This window comes from Halorussus sp. MSC15.2, from assembly GCF_010747475.1.
Lineage (GTDB): Archaea > Halobacteriota > Halobacteria > Halobacteriales > Haladaptataceae > Halorussus.
In genome coordinates this window covers 407,380-427,124 of the sequence record NZ_VSLZ01000002.1, presented here as the reverse complement: position 1 = coordinate 427,124, position 19,745 = coordinate 407,380, and the positions used below count along the sequence as shown (strand labels likewise).

Genomic DNA, 19,745 nt, shown 5'->3' with positions numbered 1-19,745 from the left:
GGGAAGTAGTGAACATCGGCGGAAGGTGCCGGCGGACCGTCTGCGACTGTTCACACCGACCGCACGTCGAGTCGCTCCACCGAGTCGCCGACCTCGATGCTCGCCCCGTCGGACGCCTCGGGGACGTGGGTGTTGACCATCAATCGGAACGCGTGGTCGAATCGGTCGCCCGCGGTCCACGCGGGCATCGTCTCCTCGCGTCGGCGCACGAACGTCTCCCGGAAGTCGGGCGTCTCCGCGCCCGTGTCCGGGTCGCGGCCGGGGACGACGCAGCGCTGGCAGGGGTGGACACCGGTGAGTTCGGCGTCGCCGACGCGGAACCGGACGACTTCGCCGGTGTCACCGAACAGGCGGTCCTCCCAGAACGGCGGCACGCCACCGATTTCGAGGTTGGCGCGGAACCGTCTCCGTGCCGAGTCGAGGTCGAAGTCGAACCACGCCGCGACCTCCCGGAGCGTCGCCGTCGAGACGACGGTCGGCCCGTGGCGCTTTCGGTCGTCGTGCTGGCCGGTCTCGTCGCGCCGGACGCTGACCTCCCGGCCGAAGTAGTCCGAGAGCCACGCGTTCAGGTCGGCGTGGACCGCGGCCTCGTCGTCCCCGGTCTCGGCGAGGTCGAAGCGCCGGGCCTCGCCCTCGCGGTCACCCTGTTCCCGGAGCGTGACCGCCGGGCCGCCCTCGTCACGGGGGTGAAACTCCGAGCGGAGGCGGTGGACCGCGTCGGTCTTCTTCCCGTTGACGTAGTCGCCGCTCCCGCCGACGTCGGCCGCGTCGGGGTCGTAGGGCGCGTCGGCGGGGCGGTCGAGTACGGCCCACTCGCGGTCGCCCGCGAGCGCACCGTCTGTCGAGAGCGTCGCTCGCTCGCGGAGTTCCGCGTCGAGCGACTTGACGGGGAAGTACTGGACGTGCGCGAGGTGCGGGTCGGCCTCGCCGAGTACGGTAACCGGGTGGTCGCCGTGCCAATCGGACATGGACGGTCGTTTCACTGCTGACAGGAAAAACCCACTGAACGGCGTAAGAACGTCGAAAAACGAACGCGCTCGGCCGATTCACCCGGTCCGGCCGAATCACTCGCAGGCGGGTCCGATTACTCGCTGTACGCGAGGTTCATAATCCACTGCGAGAAGGCGTCGCTCTCGGCGTCTACCTCCTCTTCGCCGATGAACGGCGAGAGCATGTCGCCCGCCATCAGCAGCGAGAAGTCGAGGTCGCGCGCCGCCGGCGTGATGAGGTAGGTGTTGTGTCCGTCGTAGACCGTCTCCTCGCGCTGGACGAGACCCTTGTCGTCCAGCGAGTCCACGATGCGGCTTCCCTTCCGGGAATCGACGTCCAACTCCTTCCAGAAGTCGCTCTGGTGGATGCCGCCGGACTGCCGGACGAGTTCCAGACCCGCGCGCTCCTCCTCGGTGAGGTCCTCCTCGGATACTGCCATACCCGAAACACGGTCCCCGAGCCGTTTAAAACTGACCGTCCTCGTCGCGCGGCGTGACGACCTCGTACTCGGTCTCGCAGGGTCTGCCATCGGCGAACCAGTAGCGGCCCTCCCCGGTCGAATCGACCGCGACCAGCGACGACGACCGAGTGCCGTAGCCGTCGCCGTGGACGCAGACTTCCATGTCGTGGTCGCGCAGGACCTCCTTCGCGCGCTCGAACCACGCTTCGACGCCAACATCGGCGTCGGGGCGCTCGGCGGTCCCGGCGGCATCAGGGCGGAGGGCCTCGCGGATGCGAGCGGACTTCGTCGCGGCGTCGTCGTAGCCGTCGTTGACCACGACGTGGACGCCGGGGTCGAAGTGGGTCGTCCTGAGGACGCCGTCCCACTCCAGCAGGGCCGCCTCGTCGGCGTCGGCGACGACGAGGTTGAACCCGGCGTACTCGCGCTCGGCGAGTTCCGCCTCCACGTGGGAGACGGCGTCGCTCGCGCTCTCTCGGGCGAGGGCGTCGCGCACGAGCAGGCCGCGCGAGCGCTCGCCGTCGATGTCCGTCCGGCGGTTGGTCACCGCGACGAACACGCCCGCCTCGTTGTATCCTATCCACGTTCCGCCCGCCTCTTCGTCGCTCGGCGCGACCACGGTCGGGTCGCGGTCAAGTACTCCCGGCGGCCGCGAAGGGCGGCCGAGCGCCTCGTCACGGTTCGCCGCCGCGGCGACCGGCGTCGCGTCGAACACCTGCCACGCGAGGATGAGGGTGCACACGACTACTGCTACGGACCTGTCAGGCTAAAAAGTCGCGGGTCGATAGCTCGACTCTGCCTGAGTGGTTCTGTGATGGCCGTGTGGCGGTCTCGTCGTGTTCTGGTCTCGGCCGTCGAACCGAAGAATCGTCGAGAAAAGCTAGCTACTGCTCGAGCAAATCAGACCGCAACCGCACAGCACTGCACTGCCACCGCGCCCCGTCCCTCCCCGCGTGCTCGGGCACGAGGCCCTCGCGGCGCATCCTGTGGCGGTGTCGTCGGGCGCATCCTGTGGCGGTGTCGTCGGGCGCATCCTGTAGGGATGTCAGCGGGCGCTCCCGTAGCGGTTTCACCGAGTGCGTTACTTCGAATCGTCGCCCAGTGGGTCCGGTAGTTGGCGACAGTCCGCGAACCTCTCAGTTCTCGGCGTCCGGGTCCCTCACGTCCCGGAGTCGCTCCCGGACCGCCTCGCGTTCGACCGTCCCCGAGGCCGTCCGAGGGAGTTCGTCGGCGAACGCGACGGTCCGCGGTCGCTTGTAGCCCGCGAGTCGGTCCTCGCAGTGGGCGACCACGTCCTCGACAGCGAGATTCTCGCCCGCTTCGGGCACGACGAGCGCGGCGACGCGCTCGCCCCACTCCTCGTCGTCGAGACCCACGACCGCGGCGTCCCGGACCGCGTCGTGGTCGCGCAGGACCTCGACCACCTCGCCGGGGTGGACGTTCTCGCCGCCGGTGATGATGCGGTCGGTCCGGCGGTTCAGCACCCAGACCCGGCCCGCCTCGTCGCGGTAGCCTACGTCGCCAGTGTGGAGACCGTACTCGCCGAACGCCTCGGCGGTGGCCTCCGGGTCGCCGTAGTAGCCCCGCATCACGGTCGGCCCGGAGACGACGAGTTCCCCGGTCTCGCCCGCGGGTTGGGGGTCACCGTCCGCGCCGACCACGGTCAGGTCGGTTCCGAGGAGCGGTCGGCCCACGGTCCCGCGGTGCCCGAACGCCTCGCGGGGCCGGGCCGTGGCGATTTGGGAGGCGGTCTCAGTCATGCCGTAGGTCGGGTGGACCGGCACGCCCCGCGCCTCGCACCGCGAAATCAGTTCGTCGGGCGCGGGCGCACCGCCCAGCAGGACGAACCGGAGCGAGTTGGCGAGCGACTCGCGGGCGTCCAGCATCCGTCGGAGCATCGTCGGCACGAGCGAGACGCCCGTGACGCCGTACTCGGCGACGGCGTCGGCGGCCGCCCCGGCGTCGAACCCCTCCTGCAGGACGACGGTGGTCCCGTAGAGCGCGGACCGCAGGACCACCGACAGGCCGCCCATGTGGTACATCGACAGGCAGAGCAGCCAGCTATCGTCGGGCGTCACGCCGAGTCGGAAGGCCGACGCGGTCGCGCTCGCCCGGAAGTTGCCCATCGCGAGTTCGACCGCCTTCGGGTCGCCCGTGGTCCCGGACGTGAACAGCATCGCCTGCGGGTCCGCGCGCGACCACGACGCCGGTTCGAAGTCGGCGGGGTCGCGCTCGCGCAGGGCCGCCACGGCGTCCCCGCCCGCTCGTTCGGGCGAATCGACCGACGCGACCGGCGCCTCGGAAATCGCGGCCGCGTCGCTCTCCGTCGCGGTCTCGCAGACCAGCAGGGTCAGGTCCGCGACCGCGGCCTGCCGACGGAGTTCCGGCCGAGCGAGGCGGGCGTTCAGCGGTACCAGCACCCCGCCGAGGCGCATCGCGGCGTGGACGAGGCGGACGAACGCGACCCGGGTCTCCATCAGCACGCCGAGGTGGTCGCCCGCCCGCACGCCGAGCGCCGCGAGTCGGCCAGCGGTCTCCTCGACCGCCGCGTCCAGTTCGGCGTAGGTCCACTCGGTGCCGTCGTCGGCCTCCACGAGCGCCACCGCCTCCGGTGCGGTCCGCGCGCGCTCCGCCAGCCAGTCGTCCGTCTCCGCGCCGAAACCGTCCGAACTCCCGCGCTCAGTCATGGTACCCCCACGTGTCCGCGGTGCCGTTGCCCGCGCCCTGCGGGACCACCGCCCGGCCGTCGGCGACCGGCGCGATGTCGGGACCGAGGTCCGATTCGAGCAGTTTGCGCGTCGCCAGTCCGCAGGCCGGAACGCCCGGAATCGCGGCCGCGACGTGGACCGCCGCGGTCCGGGCGACGGTGCCGTCGATGGTGGTCGTCACGACCGGCGTGATTCCCTCCTCGCGGGCGCGCTCGGCGACTTCGACCGCCCGACGGGGACCGCCCAGCGCCATCGGTTTCAGGACGACCGCCTCCGGGTTCGCGTCGAGGGCGTCGTCGAACTCGACCGCCGCCAGCGTCTCGTCCAGCGCCACCGGCCCGGAGAGCGCGGCGAGACCCGCGAGGTCGGTCGCGGGCAGGGGTTGTTCGACGTAGGCGAGTCGGTCGCCCGTTGCGTCGAGGAACTGCTGGGCCTGCTGGCGGTCCCACGCGGCGTTCGCGTCGGCCCGGAGTTCTACCTCGGGCAGCGCCTCGCTCACGGCTTCGACTCGCTCCACGTCGGCCGACAGCGGACGAGCGCCCACTTTCAGTTTCAGGCAGTCGAACCCGGCCTCCGCGGCGCGTTCGGCCTCCGCGACGGTCTCCTCGGCGGGCGCGTCGCCGGCCGTCGCGTTGACCGGGACGCTCTTCACGAGTGGGGGTGCGTCGCGGTCGGGCGTCTCGGGGTCCGTCGTTTCGGGGTCGGTCGCGCCTCGGTCGGACGCGCTCCGGCCGCACTCGGCGAGGTATCGGTAGAGCGGGACGCCGTCGCGCGAGGCGTGCAGGTCCGCGAGCGCGAGGTCGAGCGCGTGGCGCGCGGCCGGAGTCGAATCGAGGTCTGCGAGCAGGTCGGCGGGGTCTGCTCCGCCGTCCACCGCCTCGGCGGTGTCCGCGAGAACGGACTCGCACTCGTCGTAGTGTTCGGTCCACCCCGGGAGCGGCGTCGCCTCGCCGACGCCGACCGTGACGCCCTCGGACGCCGACCCGGAGTCGGTCTCCGTCGCTTCCAACCGGAGCAGCAGGCCGTCGCGGCGCTCGATTGTCCCCCGGGCCGTGTCGAGCGGGTCCGAGAGCGGGAGCGAGAAGGGCCGGAGTTCGGCGTTCATGGGTGTCACGCTATCAGGCCCAGCGCGAACAGTACCGAGTGTCCGGCCAGCAGTTTCCCGGTACGCTCCAACGCGGGGTTCAGCGCCTCGCCCGAACTGTCGGTGATGACGGTCCGGGCGACCGACGCGGCGTAGGGCAGGGTCGCGAGCGGGAGGAGGACCGCGAGCGAGTGACCCCGCGCCAGCCAGAACCAGACCGGAATCGCGTAGGAGAGCGCCAGCAGGCCGACGAACTCGGCCCTGCTCGCCCGGTAGCCGAGCAGGACGGCGAGGGTCTGCTTGCCCGCCTCGCGGTCGGTTTCGAGGTCCCGGACGTTGTTCACCACGAGGATGTTCGTGGAGATGGCCGCGACCGGGAGACTGGCGAGGAACGCGCCGAACGTGACCGTCTCCTCCGGAATTCCCATCGGGAACGGCCCGGCGAGCAGGCTGGCGGCCTGCACGTAGAACGTGCCCGTCACCGCGACGACGCCGAAGAAGACGAAGACGAACAGGTCGCCGAGACCGTGCGACCCGAGGGGGTACGGTCCCCCGGCGTAAGCGATGCCGGAGACCACGCTGGCGAGACCGACGACGAGGATGGGGAGACCGCCGACCGCGACCAGATACACGCCGACCAGTATCGCTAACCCGAACGTGGCGTACATCGCACGCTTGACCTCGTTCGGCGGGATAAGTCCCGACTGGGTGACGCGGGTGAACCCCTCGCGCTCGTCGGTGTCCACGCCCTTCACGGCGTCGTAGTAGTCGTTCGCGAAGTTGGTGCCAATCTGGATGAGTGCCGCGCCGACGAACGCCGCCAGCGCCGGGAGCGGCGCGAACAGGCCCTCGTGGACGGCGAGACCGACGCCGACGACGACGGGTGCCGCGGCCGCCGGAAGCGTGTGGGGCCGGGCGGCCATCAGCCACGCCTCGCGGCGGGAGTGTTCGGTAGCCATGTCGCTCATTGTCGGCAGTTACGGCGACCGAACAATAGCATCTGTGGTTTGGGCGGAAGCGACGGTACCGCAAATCCCTGTGAGCGAGAAACCCGTCGCTGTCCGAAGTTACGCGCCCTGAGAAGCCGTCTTCGCTCGTATCTACTCCTTGTCGCCAGAAGTACTTAAACGGAGATGCGGGACACGCAGTTTCTCACCCTCCCTACGGTTACGACGTGAACCGTCCCGCGGTCACAACGCGAAAGGAGCGAGCGCACGTAGTCACCCGGTATGAGCGACACCGGTGCTCGGACCGCCTCCTTCGGCCGACCCTACGAGTTGGCGAAGGCCGTCGTCCGGCACGCGCTGGCGACGGACGTTCCGTTCATGGCGGGCGCGATAGCCTATCAGGCGTTCGTCTCCATCATGCCGCTGTTGTTCCTGCTCGTGGTGGTGGCGGCCGTCCTGACTCACGGGGTGCTGACCGACCACCTGCTCGACGTCACCGCGGGACAGCTTCCGGGCGACGCTCGCGGCATCGTCCGCGACGCGGTCCAGACCGCGGTGTCGAACACCGGTAGCTCCGTCGTCGGTGTCGCCGTCCTCGGATTCGGCGCGTTCGCGGTGTTCAACGGTCTCGACAAGGCGTTCACCGACATCTACGGCGCCGAGCGTGGCGCGAACCTCCCGAACCAGATGCGCGACGCGTTCGTCGTGCTCGCGGCGCTCGGAGTCGCGGTCATCGTCATCGCCGCGACGTGGTCGGCGGTCATCCTTCCCGGAGGTCTGCCGTTTGGCGGAGTCCTCCGGCCTGTCGCGCTCGTCGTCGGTCTCACTGTCGCGTTCTACCCGATGTTCTACGTGTTCCCCGAGGTGCCGCTCGGCTGGGTCGAAGTACTCCCGGGCGTGGTCCTCACCGCGGTCGGGTGGACGCTCCTTCAGGTGGTATTCCAGTTCTACGTCGAGTTCGTGGCCCGCTCCGAGGCGTTCGGCGTGATAAGCGGAGTCCTGCTGCTGGCGACGTTCCTCTACTTCGGCGGGTTCATCCTCCTCGTGGGTGCCACGCTCAATGCGGTCCTCCACGGCGTGACCGCGAGCGACGTGGAGTAGCGGACGAGAACGCGAAGACCTCACCGTCCGAAACCGTCAGTCGTCGCCCGCGGCCCGGAAGTCGCGGGCCGCCTCGCGCAGTTCCTCGGAGATGCTCGGCACCTCGTCGGTCGAGACTCCGCCCTCGGTCTCTATCTCTTCGACGGACTTCGGGAACTCCCGGAGACCGTAGTGGATGTCGATTCCGGCCTTCGCGCCTTCTCCCATCGCCACGGGAATCTGGTTGTGGCCCGGCGTGAGGTCGCCGACCGCGTAGACGCCGGAGACGCTGGTCTCGCCCGACTCGCCGACGGCCACGTTCCCGTCGTCGGTGCGCTCGCACCCCAATTGGTCGGCCAGTTCCGCGTTGTAGTCCGACCCGTACATCGGGAACCCGCCGCGGTACTCGCGGAAGGTCCCGTCCTCGAACTCGAACCCGGCCAGCCACCCGTCATCGCCCTTCTCCATCCCGACGACCTCCTCCTCGACGATTTCGACGGGGTGGGCGCGGAGCTGGCGGTCGGTCCGGTCGCTCCACTCGGTGTCGTCGCCGCGGGTCAGCAGGTCCACCTCGTCGGTGAAGTTGAGCATTATCATCGCCACGCGGGCGGCCGACTCGCCGGTTCCCATCACGTACACCGGTTCGTCCACGAACATGTAGGCGTCGCAGTGGAGACACCAGTGGAGTCCGCGGCCGGTCGGCGGGAGCGGCGGGTCGGGCCGCACGTCGTTGAATCCGGTCGCGAGGACGACCCGGTCGGCCACGAAATCCGGGTTCCCCTCGCCGGTCGAGAGCCGGAAACGGCCGTCCGCTCCGCGTTCGACCGACTCCACGAAGCCCTTGACGTAGTCGGCCCCGTACCGCTGAATCTGCTCGCGGGCGGTCTTGAGCAGTTCCTTCCCCGAGACGTCCTCGGTGACGCCGATGACGTTGTGCGTGTCGGCCATCATCGCGGCCCTCCCGCCGCCGCGGTTCACGACGACAGTGTCGTGACTCAGTCGGGTCGTGTACAACGCGGTCGTGAGACCCGCGGGTCCGCCCCCGACCACCGCGACCTCGTACTCCCGAGAACTGTCGGTCATGTGCGACTGTTAGGACTTAAGAGCCTTAAGTCGGCGGGCGAGGGCGAGTTCGGCCGTGGACGGGGTTCGGCCGGACCGTCGACGGCGGCCGACCGAACCGGGAACGGGAGACCCGCCGACGGACGCCGAGCTAACCGATGGAGACGCGTCGCGTTCCCGTCAGCAGTCGGACACCCAGACGCAACAGACACACATCATGGGACAGTCCGAATGACAGAACGCCTTACAGCAGTCGGCCTGCGGGTCGGCGACGACGTCTTCGATGTCGCCGTCGATGTCGCCGACTCGCCTATCGACGCGTTCGCCGTCTTCCCACGTCGTCACGCGGGCGTCGTCGTCGAGTTCCTCGACGCTCAGTTCGCTAGCCGGTTCGACCTCGGTCGCAGACGCGGTGGCCGCGGCCGAAGCGCCGAACGCGACCGCGGTACCCGACGCGATACCTCGGAGGAGTTTTCGTCTTCTCATCGCGGAAGAAATTTAGACCTTCTAGAATAAAAATTTTCTTACCAGTCAGAGTCGATACGAACTCCGCGCCCCGGCATACTCAGCTTCGAGCGCGTTCAGACGCCTTCGAGACCGACGCACACGGACGCACTCAGTAGTGCCAATCGAACTCGTCGAACTCGGGGTCCCGACCCTCCACGAAGGCGTCGCGGCCCTCCTGAGCCTCGTCGGTCATGTACGCCAGTCGGGTGGCCTCTCCCGCGAACACCTGTTGGCCGACCATCCCGTCGTCGGTGGCGTTGAAGGCGTACTTGAGCATCCGCATCGCGGTCGGACTCTTCGCGTTCATCTCCTCGGCCCACTCCAGCGCGACTTCCTCCAACTCCTCGTGGGGTACCACCTCGTTGACCATGCCCATGTCCGCGGCCTCCTCGGCGTCGTAGTTCCGCCCGAGGAAGAAGATTTCGCGGGCCTTCTTCTGGCCGACCTGCTTGGCGAGGTACGCCGACCCGAACCCGCCGTCGAACGACGCCACGTCGGGGTCCGTCTGCTTGAACACGGCGTGTTCCTCGCTCGCGATGGTCATGTCGCAGACGACGTGGAGACTGTGGCCGCCGCCCACCGCCCACCCCGGCACGACGCAGAGGACCGGCTTGGGGATATGGCGAATCAGGCGCTGGACTTCGAGGATGTGGAGGCGGCCGCCCTTCGCGGCTTGGTCCGTTTTACCGTCCTCGCCGCGATACTCGTACCCCTCCTCGCCGCGGACGGTCTGGTCGCCGCCCGAGCAGAACGCCCACCCGCCGTCCTTCGGCGAGGGACCGTTGCCCGTGAGCAGGACGCATCCCACGTCGGTCTGGCGCTTGGCGTGGTCGAGGGCGTCGTAGAGTTCGTCCACCGTCTTCGGCCGGAAGGCGTTGCGGACCTCCGGCCTGTCGAAGCCGATGCGGACGGTGCCGGAATCGACCGCCCGGTGGTAGGTGATGTCGTCGAACTTCGGTCCCGCGGACTCCCACGCCTCGGGGTCGAAAATCTCGGATACCATGTGTCGGCGTGGGGTCGGTGCGAGGAAAAAGATTGCTTGTTCGGGGTGTCGGTAGCGGGATTCGAGTAGTTTTGCACCACACTCGGGTCGTCAAATCGCCAGCACAAACGACAGCGGAGTGGGGGAGAGGGTTTAGAAAGCCCCCGGTCGCTCGCGGTCGTCTGAGTCGGATATTCTCGGCAGCGCTTCGCTCGCCTCGAATAGTAGCCGACTCAGACGACCACGGGCCTGCGGCCCGCGAGCGACCGGCCCCTTTATCCGCCCGAGGCGGTTCGTCGGTCGGCCACCGCTCGGTAGTCTGTGTCACCTGCCCAGAGCGACGCTTTCGAGTCGTCATTTCCGCGGAGCGAACTTACTTCACCCACCGCTCCGTGACCTACGTCCATGTCCGACGCCAGCCAGCAGGCCGCGTCCGCCCGACTCGCCGACAGGACCCGGAGCCTCGAACGCTCGAAGATTCGGGTGATGTTCGGTCTCGCCGAGGAGGCCCGACGCGAGTCCGACCGCGAACTGGTCCGCCTCGAAGTCGGCGAACCCGACTTCGACACGCCCGAGCACATCGTCGACGCCGCGGCCGACGCGGCGCGCGAGGGCGCGACCCGGTACACCGAGAACGCCGGTATCCCGCCGCTCCGGGAGGCAATCGCCGAGACGATGGCCCGCGAGAGCGGCGTCGAGTACTCCCCCGAGCAGGTGACGGTCACCACCGGCGCGATGGAGGCGCTCTCGCTCTCGATGATGGCGCTCGCCGGTCCCGGCGACGAGGTGGTCGTGCCGACGCCGGCATGGCCCAACTACGTGAATCAGGTCCAGTTGGCCGGAGCGACCCCGGTGACGGTCCCGCTGCCCGCCGACTCCGGGTTCGACCTCGACCCCGAGCGCGTGACCGACCGCATCGGCGACGACACCGCGGCCGTGATTCTGACCTCCCCGTCGAATCCCACCGGCCGGGTCTACGACGAGGACGCGGTGGCTGAGGTCGTGGATGCCGCCGCGGCCCACGACGCCTACGTGGTCGCCGACGAGGTGTACGGTCGCCTGACCTACGACCGCGAGTTCCGCGGCGCGGCGTCCTACGTCGATTCGCCCGAGAACGTGCTGACGGTCGGTTCCTGCTCGAAGACCTACGCCATGACGGGGTGGCGACTCGGGTGGCTCGCGGGACCCCAATCGGTGGTGGACGCGGTTTCGCACATCGGCGAGAGCACGACCGCCTGCCCGTCGAGCGTGAGCCAGCAGGCCGCGCTGGCCGCGTTCACCGGACCGCAGGAACCTGTCGCCGACATGAAGGCCGCGTTCGAGGAGCGCCGGGACTTCGTGGTCGAGCGCGTGGCCGAGATGCCGGTGGTCTCCTGTCCCCGGCCCGAGGGAGCCTTCTACGCCTTCCTCGACGTGAGCGACCTACCGGGCGGGAGCTTCGACGTCGCCAAGCGACTCCTCTCTGAACGCGGCGTCGTCACGGCCCCCGGCGACGGGTTCGGCGACGCCGGAGAGGGTTACCTCCGAATCAGTTTCGCCAACAGCCTCGACCGCATCGAGGAGGGACTCGACCGCATCGAGGCGTTCGTGCGCGACGAGACGTAGCGGTTCGGCCATGCGAACTGTTCGCATCGAAGGTAAGGAATTATTTTCGAGGACTCTGAAACCGGAGTCATGGAAGCTCGCCAACTCGAACTAGATGACCTTTACGACCTGCGCCGCGTCGGCAACCCCGTCGTCTCCCCGGACGGCAAGCGCGTCGCGTTCGCGGTCATGGAGGCCGACGAGAACGAGGAGACCCACCGCAAATCGCTGTTCGTCGCCCCGACCGACGGGAGTCGCGACCCCCACCGTCTGACCCGACTCCCCGGCGCGGGGTCCCCGAAGTGGAGTCCCGACGGGAGCGCCCTCGCGTTCGTCGCCAACCGCGAGCGGGACCTCGAGTTCCGCGTGGGCAGGAGCGACGACAGCGACGACGAGGCCGGGAGCGAGACCGGGAGAGACGAAAATACGGACGACGCCGACGAAACTGACGACGGCGCAGACGGGTCCGACGATGACGTAGACAGGACCGGCGAGGACCGCCCGCAGGTCTGGGCGTTCGACCTCGAACGCGGCGGGGACGCCCGCCAACTCACCGACTTCGAGGAGGGCGTGCGAGAATTCGACTGGGGACCCCGCGGCGACCGCCTCGTCGTCTCCGCCCGCGACCCGACCGAGGACCAGCGCGAGTACCTCGAAGGCCGCCGGGAGGACGACGGTCCGGTCGTGACCGAGCGCCTCCAGCACAAGTTCGACGGTGCCGGCTGGCTGGACGACGTGACGACCTACCTGTTCGTGGTGGACCGCGAGACCCGCGAAGTGACCCGACTCGACGACGCGTACGGCGGCGGCGCGATGGAACCCGGGACAGGCCTGAGCCCGGCGTGGTCGTCGGACGGTGTCGCCGGGACCGAATCGACCGACGACTCGTCGGACTCGTCCGACGGTAGCCGCATCGCCTTCCTGTCGAACCGGACTGAACGCCCGGACGACTCCGGTGCGATGGACGTGTACACGATTTCGCCGGACGGTTCGGACCTCCGCCGACTCACCGACGGCGGCCTGTTCGTGAGTGACGTCCGGTGGCGGCCCGACGGCGAGCGGATGGCGATTGCGGCCCGCGACGCCGAGAACTGGTACGACACCACCGACGTGCTGGTGGCCGACCCCGACGAGGCCGACTGGACGACCGTCTCGGCCGCGCTCGACCGGACGCTCTCGCGGGCCGGAGCGCCCGCGTGGGTGGACGACGACACCCTGCTCGCGCCGTTCGCCGACGAGGGGCGGACCCGTCTGGTCCAACTCCGCGTCGGCGGCGACCCCGAGCGCGTCTACGACCGGCAGGGCGAGTACCGCACGATTACGGGATTCGACGCGGCGGGCGGGACGGTCGCGCTCGCGCTCTCGTCGCCGGACCGACCCTCTGAGGTGTACGCGCTCCCGAGCGAGGAAGTAGACGCCGGACCGGCGGACGACGACCCAGCACGTCGGATTTCGGCCCTGAACGCCGACCTGCTCGGCGATGTCGAGACGCCGACCTGCGAGCGCGTTCGCTTCGAGAACTCCGACGGCGAGGAGATAGAGGCCATCGCGTACCTGCCCGCCGACTTCGAGTCGGTGGACGCGGCGGACGCGGAGGAAGCGGATGATGTCGAGAATGACGAGCGCGACAGACTCCCGCTCGTCGTCAACGTCCACGGCGGCCCGATGGCCTTCGACTCCCCGGGGTTCGGGTTCTCCGAGACCTACTGGACCGGGCAGGGGTACGCGGTCCTCGAAGTCAACTACCGCGGGTCGTCGTCCTACGGACAGGCGTTCAGCGAGCAGATTCGGGGCGAGTGGGGACCGCGAGAGACCGACGACATCGTCTCGGGCGCTCGGGAACTAGTCGAGCGGGGCGTGGCCGACCCCGACCGATTGTTCGTCACGGGGTTCTCGCAGGGCGGTATCAACAGCCTCTACGTAATCACGCGGACCGACGAGTTCGCGGCGGCAGCGCCCGAACACGGCATCTACGACTTCCACGGTCTCTACGGGACGGCCGACACCCAACTCTGGTACGAGAACGACCTCGGCCTACCGTGGGAGAACCCCGAGAACTACCGCGACATCTCGACCATTCAGGACGTGGACGAGGTGGAGACGCCCACGCTGGTCACGGCGGGCGAGGAGGACTGGCGGTGTCCGCCGTGGCAGGCCGAGCAACTGTACGTCCGACTCAAGAAGCGCGGCGTCCCCTCCAAACTCGTCGTCTACCCCGGCGAACACCACAACGTCGGCGACCCCGACCGGGCGATTCACCGCCTGCGGACGCTCACCGACTGGTTCGAGCGACACGACCCCGCGACGACCGGGGACTAGTCGTCCATCACGTCCATGCACTGCCCGATGAACGTGTTGTGGATGGCGAACACCTCGCCGTCCAGCGCGACCGCGGTCCCGCTGGTCTCGTCGTGGGGAAAGTGCATCTCCACGGCTTCGCCGAAGCATCGAATCGTCGCGTTCAGCGGCCCGTGTTCGTAGAGGCTCTCCTGATGGGGTTTCTCGACGGCCTCCAGTCGCACGTCGCGCACGACCTGTTCGATGTCCTCGTCGGTGTACTCGTCTTCGACGTCGTCGCGGACGTACAGCACGTCACCGCCGGAGTCGTCGTAGTAGATGACGCTCCGCAGGTGGTCGCCGACGCGGTCTCGGAGGAATTCAGTCAGGGCTTCGGCGGAAGTCACTGGCATTCTACTTGGATAGAATCGCCACTGCTGAGACATTAATCTTGCCGAGATTCTCACCGTTTATAACGAGAGGGCGATACAGTCGCCGACCTATAGTCGACCCAGCTTGTCGGCGACTCGGTCGGCCACCTGCTCCCGGAATCGGTGGCTCGCCTCGGCGTCCGTCGTGACTTCGATGACCTGCGTCCCCGCACCCTCGACCGATTCGCGGAACGCCGACCGGAACGCGTCCAGTTCGCCGACGCGCTCGAAGTCGAGTCCGTAGAGGTCGCCCGTGGTCTCGTAGTCGAGACCGTGGGGCGTCCGGAACTGGTCGGTGAACGGCGGGTCGAACTCCTCGATGGGGAGCATGTGGAAGATGCCGCCGCCGTCGTTGTTCACCTCCACGATGGTGGCGTCGACCTCACACCGCTCCACCGCGAGCAGGCCGTTCATGTCGTGGTAGTAGGCCAAGTCCCCCGTGACGATTACGAGCGGGTCGTCGGTCGCGCTCCCCGCGCCCAACCCGGTGCTCGCGATACCGTCGATACCGCTCGCGCCGCGGTTGCCCAGCACCGTCAGGTCGGCCGACCGGGGTTCGCCGAACCGGTCCACGTCTCGAATCGGCATGCTGTTCGAGACCATCACGTCGCCGGGTCGGGCGCGTCCGCGGCGACCGCCGAGAGGACGCCGCCCTCGAACAGTCGCTCGTCGCGCGCCGACGCGACCAGATTCCAGTAGCGACGCTCGGCGTCGGCGAACCTCCCGCGCCAGTCGTCGCTCCCGGAGGACTCGACGCGCTCGGCGAGATTCCGTGCGAGTCGCGTCGGGTCGGCCGCGAGCAGGTCGGTCGCGGTAAACGACGCTTCGCGCCACCCGCCTGCGGGGTCCACGAGGAACTGCCGGGCGTCGCTGGCTTCGAGGTACTGTCGGAGGACCTTCGAGGTCGGCGACGCGCCGAACCGAACCACGACTTCCGGGTCGGGCCACGACCCGGCCACCGCGTCGAGGTAGCCGTCGTACCCGCCCGCGAGGAGCGCGTCCCCGGCGTCGGTCCCGTCGCCCGACAGGAGTCCGTCGTCGTGGCCGAATCGGTGACCGGAGAGCGGGTCGGCGAGGACGGGGAACCCCGTCGCCTCGGCGAGCGCCGAGAGGACCTCGCGGTCGGGCGTGACCGCGTCGCCCCCGTGGACGGGGGAGTCCGCCGGACCCACGACGACGAGTCCCCTCGACGCGCTCTCGACGGCCCGTCGGACCGTCCGGAAGTCGGTCCCGTCCAACTCCGGGCGGCCCCGCGCGGTCCGGACGAACGGCCGGTCGCGCTCGTCGCTCCCCGTCCGGCCTTCGACGCCGAGCGGTGCCTCCGCCGCGAAGTCGGCGGGAACGTCGCCGGGCACCTCGACGGGTTCGAGCGGTTTCCGGAAGGGGACGTTGAGGTGGACCGGTCCCGGCGGCGTCCCGGTCGATTCCGCGAGGGCGCGGTCGGCGGTCGTGCGGAGCGACCGGAGTTTCCGAGCCTCGGGTTCGGGTTCCGGGAGGTCGGCGTACCACCTGACGGCGTCGCCGTAGAGCTTCTGCTGGTCGATGGTCTGGTTCGCGCCCGAGTCGCGGAGTTCGGGGGGCCGGTCGGCGGTGAGAACCAGCATCGGAACGCGGGCCTGATTCGCCTCGATGACCGCGGGATGGAAGTTCGCGGCGGCGGTGCCGGACGTACAGACCAGCGGCGTCGGTTTGCCAGTCCGCTTGGCTCGGCCGAGCGCGAAGAACGCGGCCGAGCGCTCGTCGAGGTGGGAGAACACCTCGATGCCGGGGCGCTCGGCGAACGCGACGGTCAGCGGCGTCGAACGACTGCCGGGGGCGACGCAGACCGCATCGACTCCGGCGGCGTCGAGTTCGGCGACCAGCGTCCGCGCCCAGAGCGTGTTGCGGTTCGGCGCGGTCCCGGCGTCCGGGTCCGGCCGGTCGGCGTCGTCGCGGTCAGTCATCTTCGAGTTCGTCCAGAATCGGCCGGTACTTCAACTGAACCTCCTCGTACTCCTCGTCCGGGTCGCTGTCGGCGACGATGCCGTTCCCGGCGAACAGCGTCGCAGTGCTTCCGTCGGTGACCGCCGACCGGAGACCGACCGCGAACGTGCCGTCGCCCTCGGCGTCGAACCAGCCGATGGGGGCGGCGTACCACCCGCGGTCGAAGGTCTCGGTCTCGCGGATGGTCCGGAGCGCCTTCTCCGGGGGCAGGCCGCCGACCGCGGGGGTCGGGTGCAGGGCCTCCACGATGGAGAGGACGTGGCCGCCGTCGGTCAGGTCGGCCTCGATGGGCGTCCAGAGGTGCTGGATGGTCGCCAGCTTTCGGACGCGGCGGTCGGCGACCCGGACCTCGCCCGACACGGGCGACAGCTGGTCGCGGATAGTCTCGACGACGAGTCCGTGTTCGTGGGCCATCTTCTCACTGTTCTCGATGCTGGCTTCGAGTTCGGCGTCCTCCTCGGGGGTGTCGCCCCGGCCGACCGACCCGGCGAGCGCGTCGGTCTCGACGGTCCGGCCGCGGAGGGTGGCCAGTCGTTCGGGGGTCGCGCCGAAGAAGGCCGCCTCGGTGGTGGGTTCGAAACAGAACCGGAAGCAGTCGGGGTACGACTCGCCGAGGCCCGCGAGCGCGTCGGGGACCGACACGTCGTCGGCCAACTCGACCGCGAGCGCCTGCGCCAGCACGACCTTCCGGAGGTCGCCCGCCTCGATGCGGGAGACGGCGGCGGCGACCTGCTCGGCCCACTCCTCTCGGGTCGTCGTCGAGTTCGTGGCGACGACGCCCGGCGGTCCCTTGCGACGGGAATCGGTCGCCGACTCGTCGTCGGTCAAGGCCAGCGCCTCGCTGACCTCACTGAGTTCGCGCTCGACCGCCTCCGGTGAGGCGTCGCGGGCCGAGACCGTCAGCCACGTCTCGTCGTTCGCGCGGGTCAACTGCGTCCGGGGCAGGACGAACTCCGCGGCCCCGAACCCCAGCCACGGCGGGGCCGGTCTGTGGTCGTCGTGGAACGAGAAGCCGCCGAACAGTCGGGGGCGCGCTCGGTCCGGTCCGTCGAAATCGTGCCCGTCGAACAGTTCCTCGGCGGCCTCGCGGACCGCGTCGAAGCGGTCCGAACCGTCGGCAGTGACGCGGGCCGCGGTCCCGCCGCCGGCGAACTCGGGTCCGTAGGGGCTGGTCCAGTACGTCCGGGGTGCGTCCCGCCCGGCGAGAAAAGCCCGAGGGTCGCAGTCCGGTAGCTTGCTAGCCCGGCTCACGAGGTTGGAGCCGGTCGGTTCGGCCGACACCTGTCCGTCGCGGGGCGGAGACTCCATTCAGTCGAACTGAGGATTGGGGAGCCTTTAGTCTAACTGAATTACTCGTGGTTCCGCTCGCGCGGGGGCACAACAGTCGTACGTCGGGTCGAGCGCTCGCAGGAGAGTCCTCGGTCGGGCCTCGCCGACTAGCTGTATCGCTCCTCGTTCCACGGGTTGGCCGTGTTGGAGTAGCCGCGCTTCTCCCAGTAGCCCCGCTCGGGTTCGGTCAGGAACTCGACGCCGTTCACCCACTTCGCGCCCTTGTAGGCGTACTTGTGGGGCGTGACGACCCGCAGGGGGCCGCCGTGTTCGGGCGGGAGCGAGTCACCGTCGAACTCGTCGGTGAACAGCACCTCCTCGCGCATGCAGTCTTCGAGCGGGAGGTTGGTCGTGTAGCCGTCGAGCGCGGAGAACATCACGTGGACCGCGTCGTCTTGGACGCCAGCCATCTCGGCGAGGTCCGGGAACGTAACGCCCGAGAACTCGCAGTCGAACTTGCTCCACCCCGTCACGCAGTGGAAGTCCTGATTCTGTGTCTCGCTCGGCAGGTCCTGAAACTCCTCCCACGAGAAGGTGAGTTCCTCGTCCACCGCTCCGGTGACCGTGAACTCCCACGTCTCGGGGTCCCAGTCCGGCGTCCCGCTCTTGGAGAGGACCGGAAACTTGCTGGTCTTGCGCTGGCCCGGCGGTAGGCGTTCGCCGTCGAACTCCTCGTGGATGTCGGTCACGTCGGTAACGCTCATGGGTCGTAGTCGGCGGCGAATCTAAGTAGGTCTAACGACTGCGGCCGGATTCCGCCGCAAGACGATACCGCCAATCGCCGATTTCCGATTCCGTACTGCGGTTACGGTCGGCCAGTAACGGAGCCATTATGCGAAAAACCGAATAAACTCCCGCAACTGTCCGTCGATACTCCCGGGCATCCACTGAATAACAAAGGACGCGCTGTGCTAAAGTCGAGTTGCAATGTCAATGCAAGGCCAACAGCAGCAGATGGGCGAGAAGGCCACGATGGAGGCCGCGGAGGAATCGACGACGGACCTCGCGATTCTCGCGTCGGCGGCGTCGGTCGCACTGTCGTGGTATCAGTTCTTCGGGCGCGGAAACAAGATGCAGGGGCTGTTCATCGGCCTGTGGCCGCCGACGATTCTTGCGTTCGCGAGCTACTTCAACCAAAAGAGAATGGAAGAGAAACTGAGTGCGATGGGACCGGGACGCATCGTCAGCTCCATCGAGCAGATGCTCAGTAGCCGCTGAAAACACGGAATACGCTTTTTTCGGGTTTCACCCAGCACCGGCGAGTATCGCCTCTAATAACATCTGTTCGGAAACACCTATTCTGGGTTTCGTCTCGGTCAATCATTCTTCCAGAAACGAACGAAATCGTTCGCCATCACCCAGACTCGTCCCCGTCAGACTTATCAACACCCCTCCCGAAGCCACCAACGTTCCAATGCCGAAGGTAGAGATAACTATTCCGGAACATCTCGAAATGCAGATCGCCCAGATGGTAGAACAGGGCGAGTTCGTCAACCGAGAGGAAGCTATCGAAGACCTCCTCTCTACCGGGCTGAAAGCCTACAAAACGAGCGGTCCGATGGACGACGACGACCGCGAACCCGGTATCGAAGACGAAGGAATGATGGGTCACGAGGACGAGTACGTCTTCTAACCCTCCTTTTTCGAAGTGCGTGCGAAGTGTTCTCAGAAACCCTTAAATCGGATAGTTCCTTATCCACGGTTATGCACAAGGACGAACTTCTCGAACTCCACGAGGAGATGGTACTCATCATGGAGTACTTTCAGGAAAAGGAGCGCGTGACCGACGGTCTGTTCGACCCGTACGAGGAACTCGACGTGGACCCCTCGCACGTCCACAAGTCCAAGAGCGAACACAAGCACGCGGTCTTCGTCCTCGGAAACGCGCTGGCGACCGCCATGAGCGACGACGAGTTCAGCGAGGCGGGCCGCATCGGCAAGCGGATGAAGGAACTCGCGGAAGACGCCGAATCCAAGATTTGAGGCCGCTTTGTGCTATACTCGGTCGCGCGAGCTGCAAGCTTACGCTCTTTCGTTAGAAAAACGTCGGGAGAACGCTGCGTCACCTGCTCTCCCGCTCGCCGTTCCGTGGAACACGGCAGTATCCGAATCGAAACAGTTCTCCCACGTAGCGCGCCTCACTCTCCGACTGGAACACCGCCAAGAGCGTCAGCGACGAGCGAGCAGGCAGGGAACGCCCGAAGCCTCGTGTGGCCGGACCTTCGACTGAAGAGTCGACGCCGGTTTCTCGTCGACGGTCTGTGAGTGTGCGACGCTCCTGTCGCACTCGCGGTAGAAGCTCGGGCCGCAAGATATTTGAG

Annotated in this window: 18 protein-coding genes and 1 pseudogene; 6 read left to right on the top strand and 13 right to left on the bottom strand. The window is 68.2% G+C overall.

Features of this window, described 5'->3' with window-relative positions:
- Window positions 1–50 precede the first annotated feature (50 nt).
- The 6 genes from FXF75_RS09300 to FXF75_RS09275 all read right to left on the bottom strand — a co-directional run bounded on the left by FXF75_RS09300 (window position 51) and on the right by FXF75_RS09275 (window position 6,210).
- Entirely contained in the window at window positions 51–968 is a 918-nt protein-coding gene (locus tag FXF75_RS09300; protein WP_163521608.1) for an MOSC domain-containing protein, read from the bottom strand.
- A gap of 116 nt (window positions 969–1,084) precedes the next feature.
- A complete protein-coding gene (locus FXF75_RS09295; protein ID WP_163521607.1) occupies window positions 1,085–1,429 on the bottom strand; it encodes a MarR family transcriptional regulator in 345 nt (114 codons plus the stop codon).
- A gap of 25 nt (window positions 1,430–1,454) precedes the next feature.
- The gene (locus FXF75_RS09290; RefSeq protein WP_163521606.1) at window positions 1,455–2,192 is read right to left on the bottom strand and encodes an NRDE family protein; all 738 of its coding nucleotides are present in this window, start codon (window positions 2,190–2,192) and stop codon (window positions 1,455–1,457) included.
- Window positions 2,193–2,586: 394 nt separating this feature from the next.
- Window positions 2,587–4,137 carry an o-succinylbenzoate--CoA ligase gene (gene menE, locus FXF75_RS09285; protein WP_163521605.1) on the bottom strand — a complete coding sequence of 517 codons (1,551 nt, stop codon included), beginning with the start codon at window positions 4,135–4,137 and terminating at the stop codon, window positions 2,587–2,589.
- Window positions 4,130–5,263 (bottom strand): mandelate racemase/muconate lactonizing enzyme family protein, encoded by a 1,134-nt coding sequence (locus tag FXF75_RS09280; RefSeq protein ID WP_163521604.1) that lies wholly within the window; start codon window positions 5,261–5,263, stop codon window positions 4,130–4,132. The genes menE and FXF75_RS09280 overlap by 8 nt, the downstream gene beginning before the upstream one ends.
- A 5-nt stretch (window positions 5,264–5,268) precedes the next feature.
- A complete protein-coding gene (locus FXF75_RS09275; protein ID WP_205427397.1) occupies window positions 5,269–6,210 on the bottom strand; it encodes a 1,4-dihydroxy-2-naphthoate polyprenyltransferase in 942 nt (313 codons plus the stop codon).
- A gap of 261 nt (window positions 6,211–6,471) precedes the next feature.
- Here FXF75_RS09275 and FXF75_RS09270 point away from each other — a divergent pair, with 261 nt between their 5' ends.
- Entirely contained in the window at window positions 6,472–7,290 is an 819-nt protein-coding gene (locus tag FXF75_RS09270; protein WP_163521602.1) for a YihY/virulence factor BrkB family protein, read from the top strand.
- 36 nt (window positions 7,291–7,326) lie between these two features.
- On the opposite strand, the gene FXF75_RS09265 is transcribed toward FXF75_RS09270, so the two are convergent.
- From FXF75_RS09265 to FXF75_RS09255, 3 genes are all read right to left on the bottom strand, one after another.
- Complete coding sequence (locus FXF75_RS09265) at window positions 7,327–8,352, bottom strand: NAD(P)/FAD-dependent oxidoreductase (RefSeq protein ID WP_163521601.1); 1,026 nt, start codon at window positions 8,350–8,352, stop codon at window positions 7,327–7,329.
- Between the two features lie 159 nt (window positions 8,353–8,511).
- Window positions 8,512–8,817, bottom strand: a complete 306-nt coding sequence (locus FXF75_RS09260) for a hypothetical protein (RefSeq protein ID WP_163521600.1) — start codon at window positions 8,815–8,817, stop codon at window positions 8,512–8,514.
- Between the two features lie 130 nt (window positions 8,818–8,947).
- Window positions 8,948–9,841: a 1,4-dihydroxy-2-naphthoyl-CoA synthase gene (locus FXF75_RS09255; protein ID WP_163521599.1), complete on the bottom strand. Its 894-nt coding sequence runs from the start codon at window positions 9,839–9,841 to the stop codon at window positions 8,948–8,950.
- A gap of 384 nt (window positions 9,842–10,225) precedes the next feature.
- On the opposite strand from FXF75_RS09255, the gene FXF75_RS09250 reads away from it, so the two are divergent.
- Complete coding sequence (locus FXF75_RS09250; RefSeq protein ID WP_205427394.1) at window positions 10,226–11,425, top strand: pyridoxal phosphate-dependent aminotransferase; 1,200 nt, start codon at window positions 10,226–10,228, stop codon at window positions 11,423–11,425.
- 69 nt (window positions 11,426–11,494) lie between these two features.
- On the top strand, window positions 11,495–13,723 hold the full coding sequence (locus FXF75_RS09245) for a S9 family peptidase (protein WP_163521598.1): 2,229 nt from the start codon (window positions 11,495–11,497) through the stop codon (window positions 13,721–13,723).
- On the opposite strand, the gene FXF75_RS09240 is transcribed toward FXF75_RS09245, so the two are convergent.
- From FXF75_RS09240 to FXF75_RS09225, 4 genes and pseudogenes are all read right to left on the bottom strand, one after another.
- Window positions 13,720–14,094, bottom strand: coding sequence for a hypothetical protein (locus FXF75_RS09240; protein ID WP_163521597.1), 375 nt, complete (start codon window positions 14,092–14,094; stop codon window positions 13,720–13,722). The two genes, FXF75_RS09245 and FXF75_RS09240, sit on opposite strands and share 4 nt — an antisense overlap.
- An 87-nt stretch (window positions 14,095–14,181) precedes the next feature.
- Window positions 14,182–16,055, bottom strand: a pseudogene (gene menD, locus FXF75_RS09235) (2-succinyl-5-enolpyruvyl-6-hydroxy-3-cyclohexene-1-carboxylic-acid synthase).
- Window positions 16,048–17,403, bottom strand: a complete 1,356-nt coding sequence (locus tag FXF75_RS09230; protein ID WP_163521596.1) for an isochorismate synthase MenF — start codon at window positions 17,401–17,403, stop codon at window positions 16,048–16,050. The pseudogene menD and the gene FXF75_RS09230 overlap by 8 nt, the downstream one beginning before the upstream one ends.
- 128 nt (window positions 17,404–17,531) lie before the next feature.
- Window positions 17,532–18,128 carry a sulfite oxidase-like oxidoreductase gene (locus tag FXF75_RS09225; protein ID WP_163521595.1) on the bottom strand — a complete coding sequence of 199 codons (597 nt, stop codon included), beginning with the start codon at window positions 18,126–18,128 and terminating at the stop codon, window positions 17,532–17,534.
- A gap of 229 nt (window positions 18,129–18,357) precedes the next feature.
- Between FXF75_RS09225 and FXF75_RS09220 the strand changes: the two genes are divergently transcribed.
- The 3 genes from FXF75_RS09220 (at window position 18,358) to FXF75_RS09210 (ending at window position 19,407) form a co-directional block, all read left to right on the top strand.
- Window positions 18,358–18,642 carry a hypothetical protein gene (locus FXF75_RS09220; protein ID WP_240334587.1) on the top strand — a complete coding sequence of 95 codons (285 nt, stop codon included), beginning with the start codon at window positions 18,358–18,360 and terminating at the stop codon, window positions 18,640–18,642.
- A gap of 196 nt (window positions 18,643–18,838) precedes the next feature.
- Window positions 18,839–19,057: a ribbon-helix-helix domain-containing protein gene (locus tag FXF75_RS09215; RefSeq protein WP_115795808.1), complete on the top strand. Its 219-nt coding sequence runs from the start codon at window positions 18,839–18,841 to the stop codon at window positions 19,055–19,057.
- 71 nt (window positions 19,058–19,128) lie between these two features.
- Window positions 19,129–19,407, top strand: coding sequence for a UPF0058 family protein (locus FXF75_RS09210; protein ID WP_163521594.1), 279 nt, complete (start codon window positions 19,129–19,131; stop codon window positions 19,405–19,407).
- Window positions 19,408–19,745: the final 338 nt, after the last annotated feature.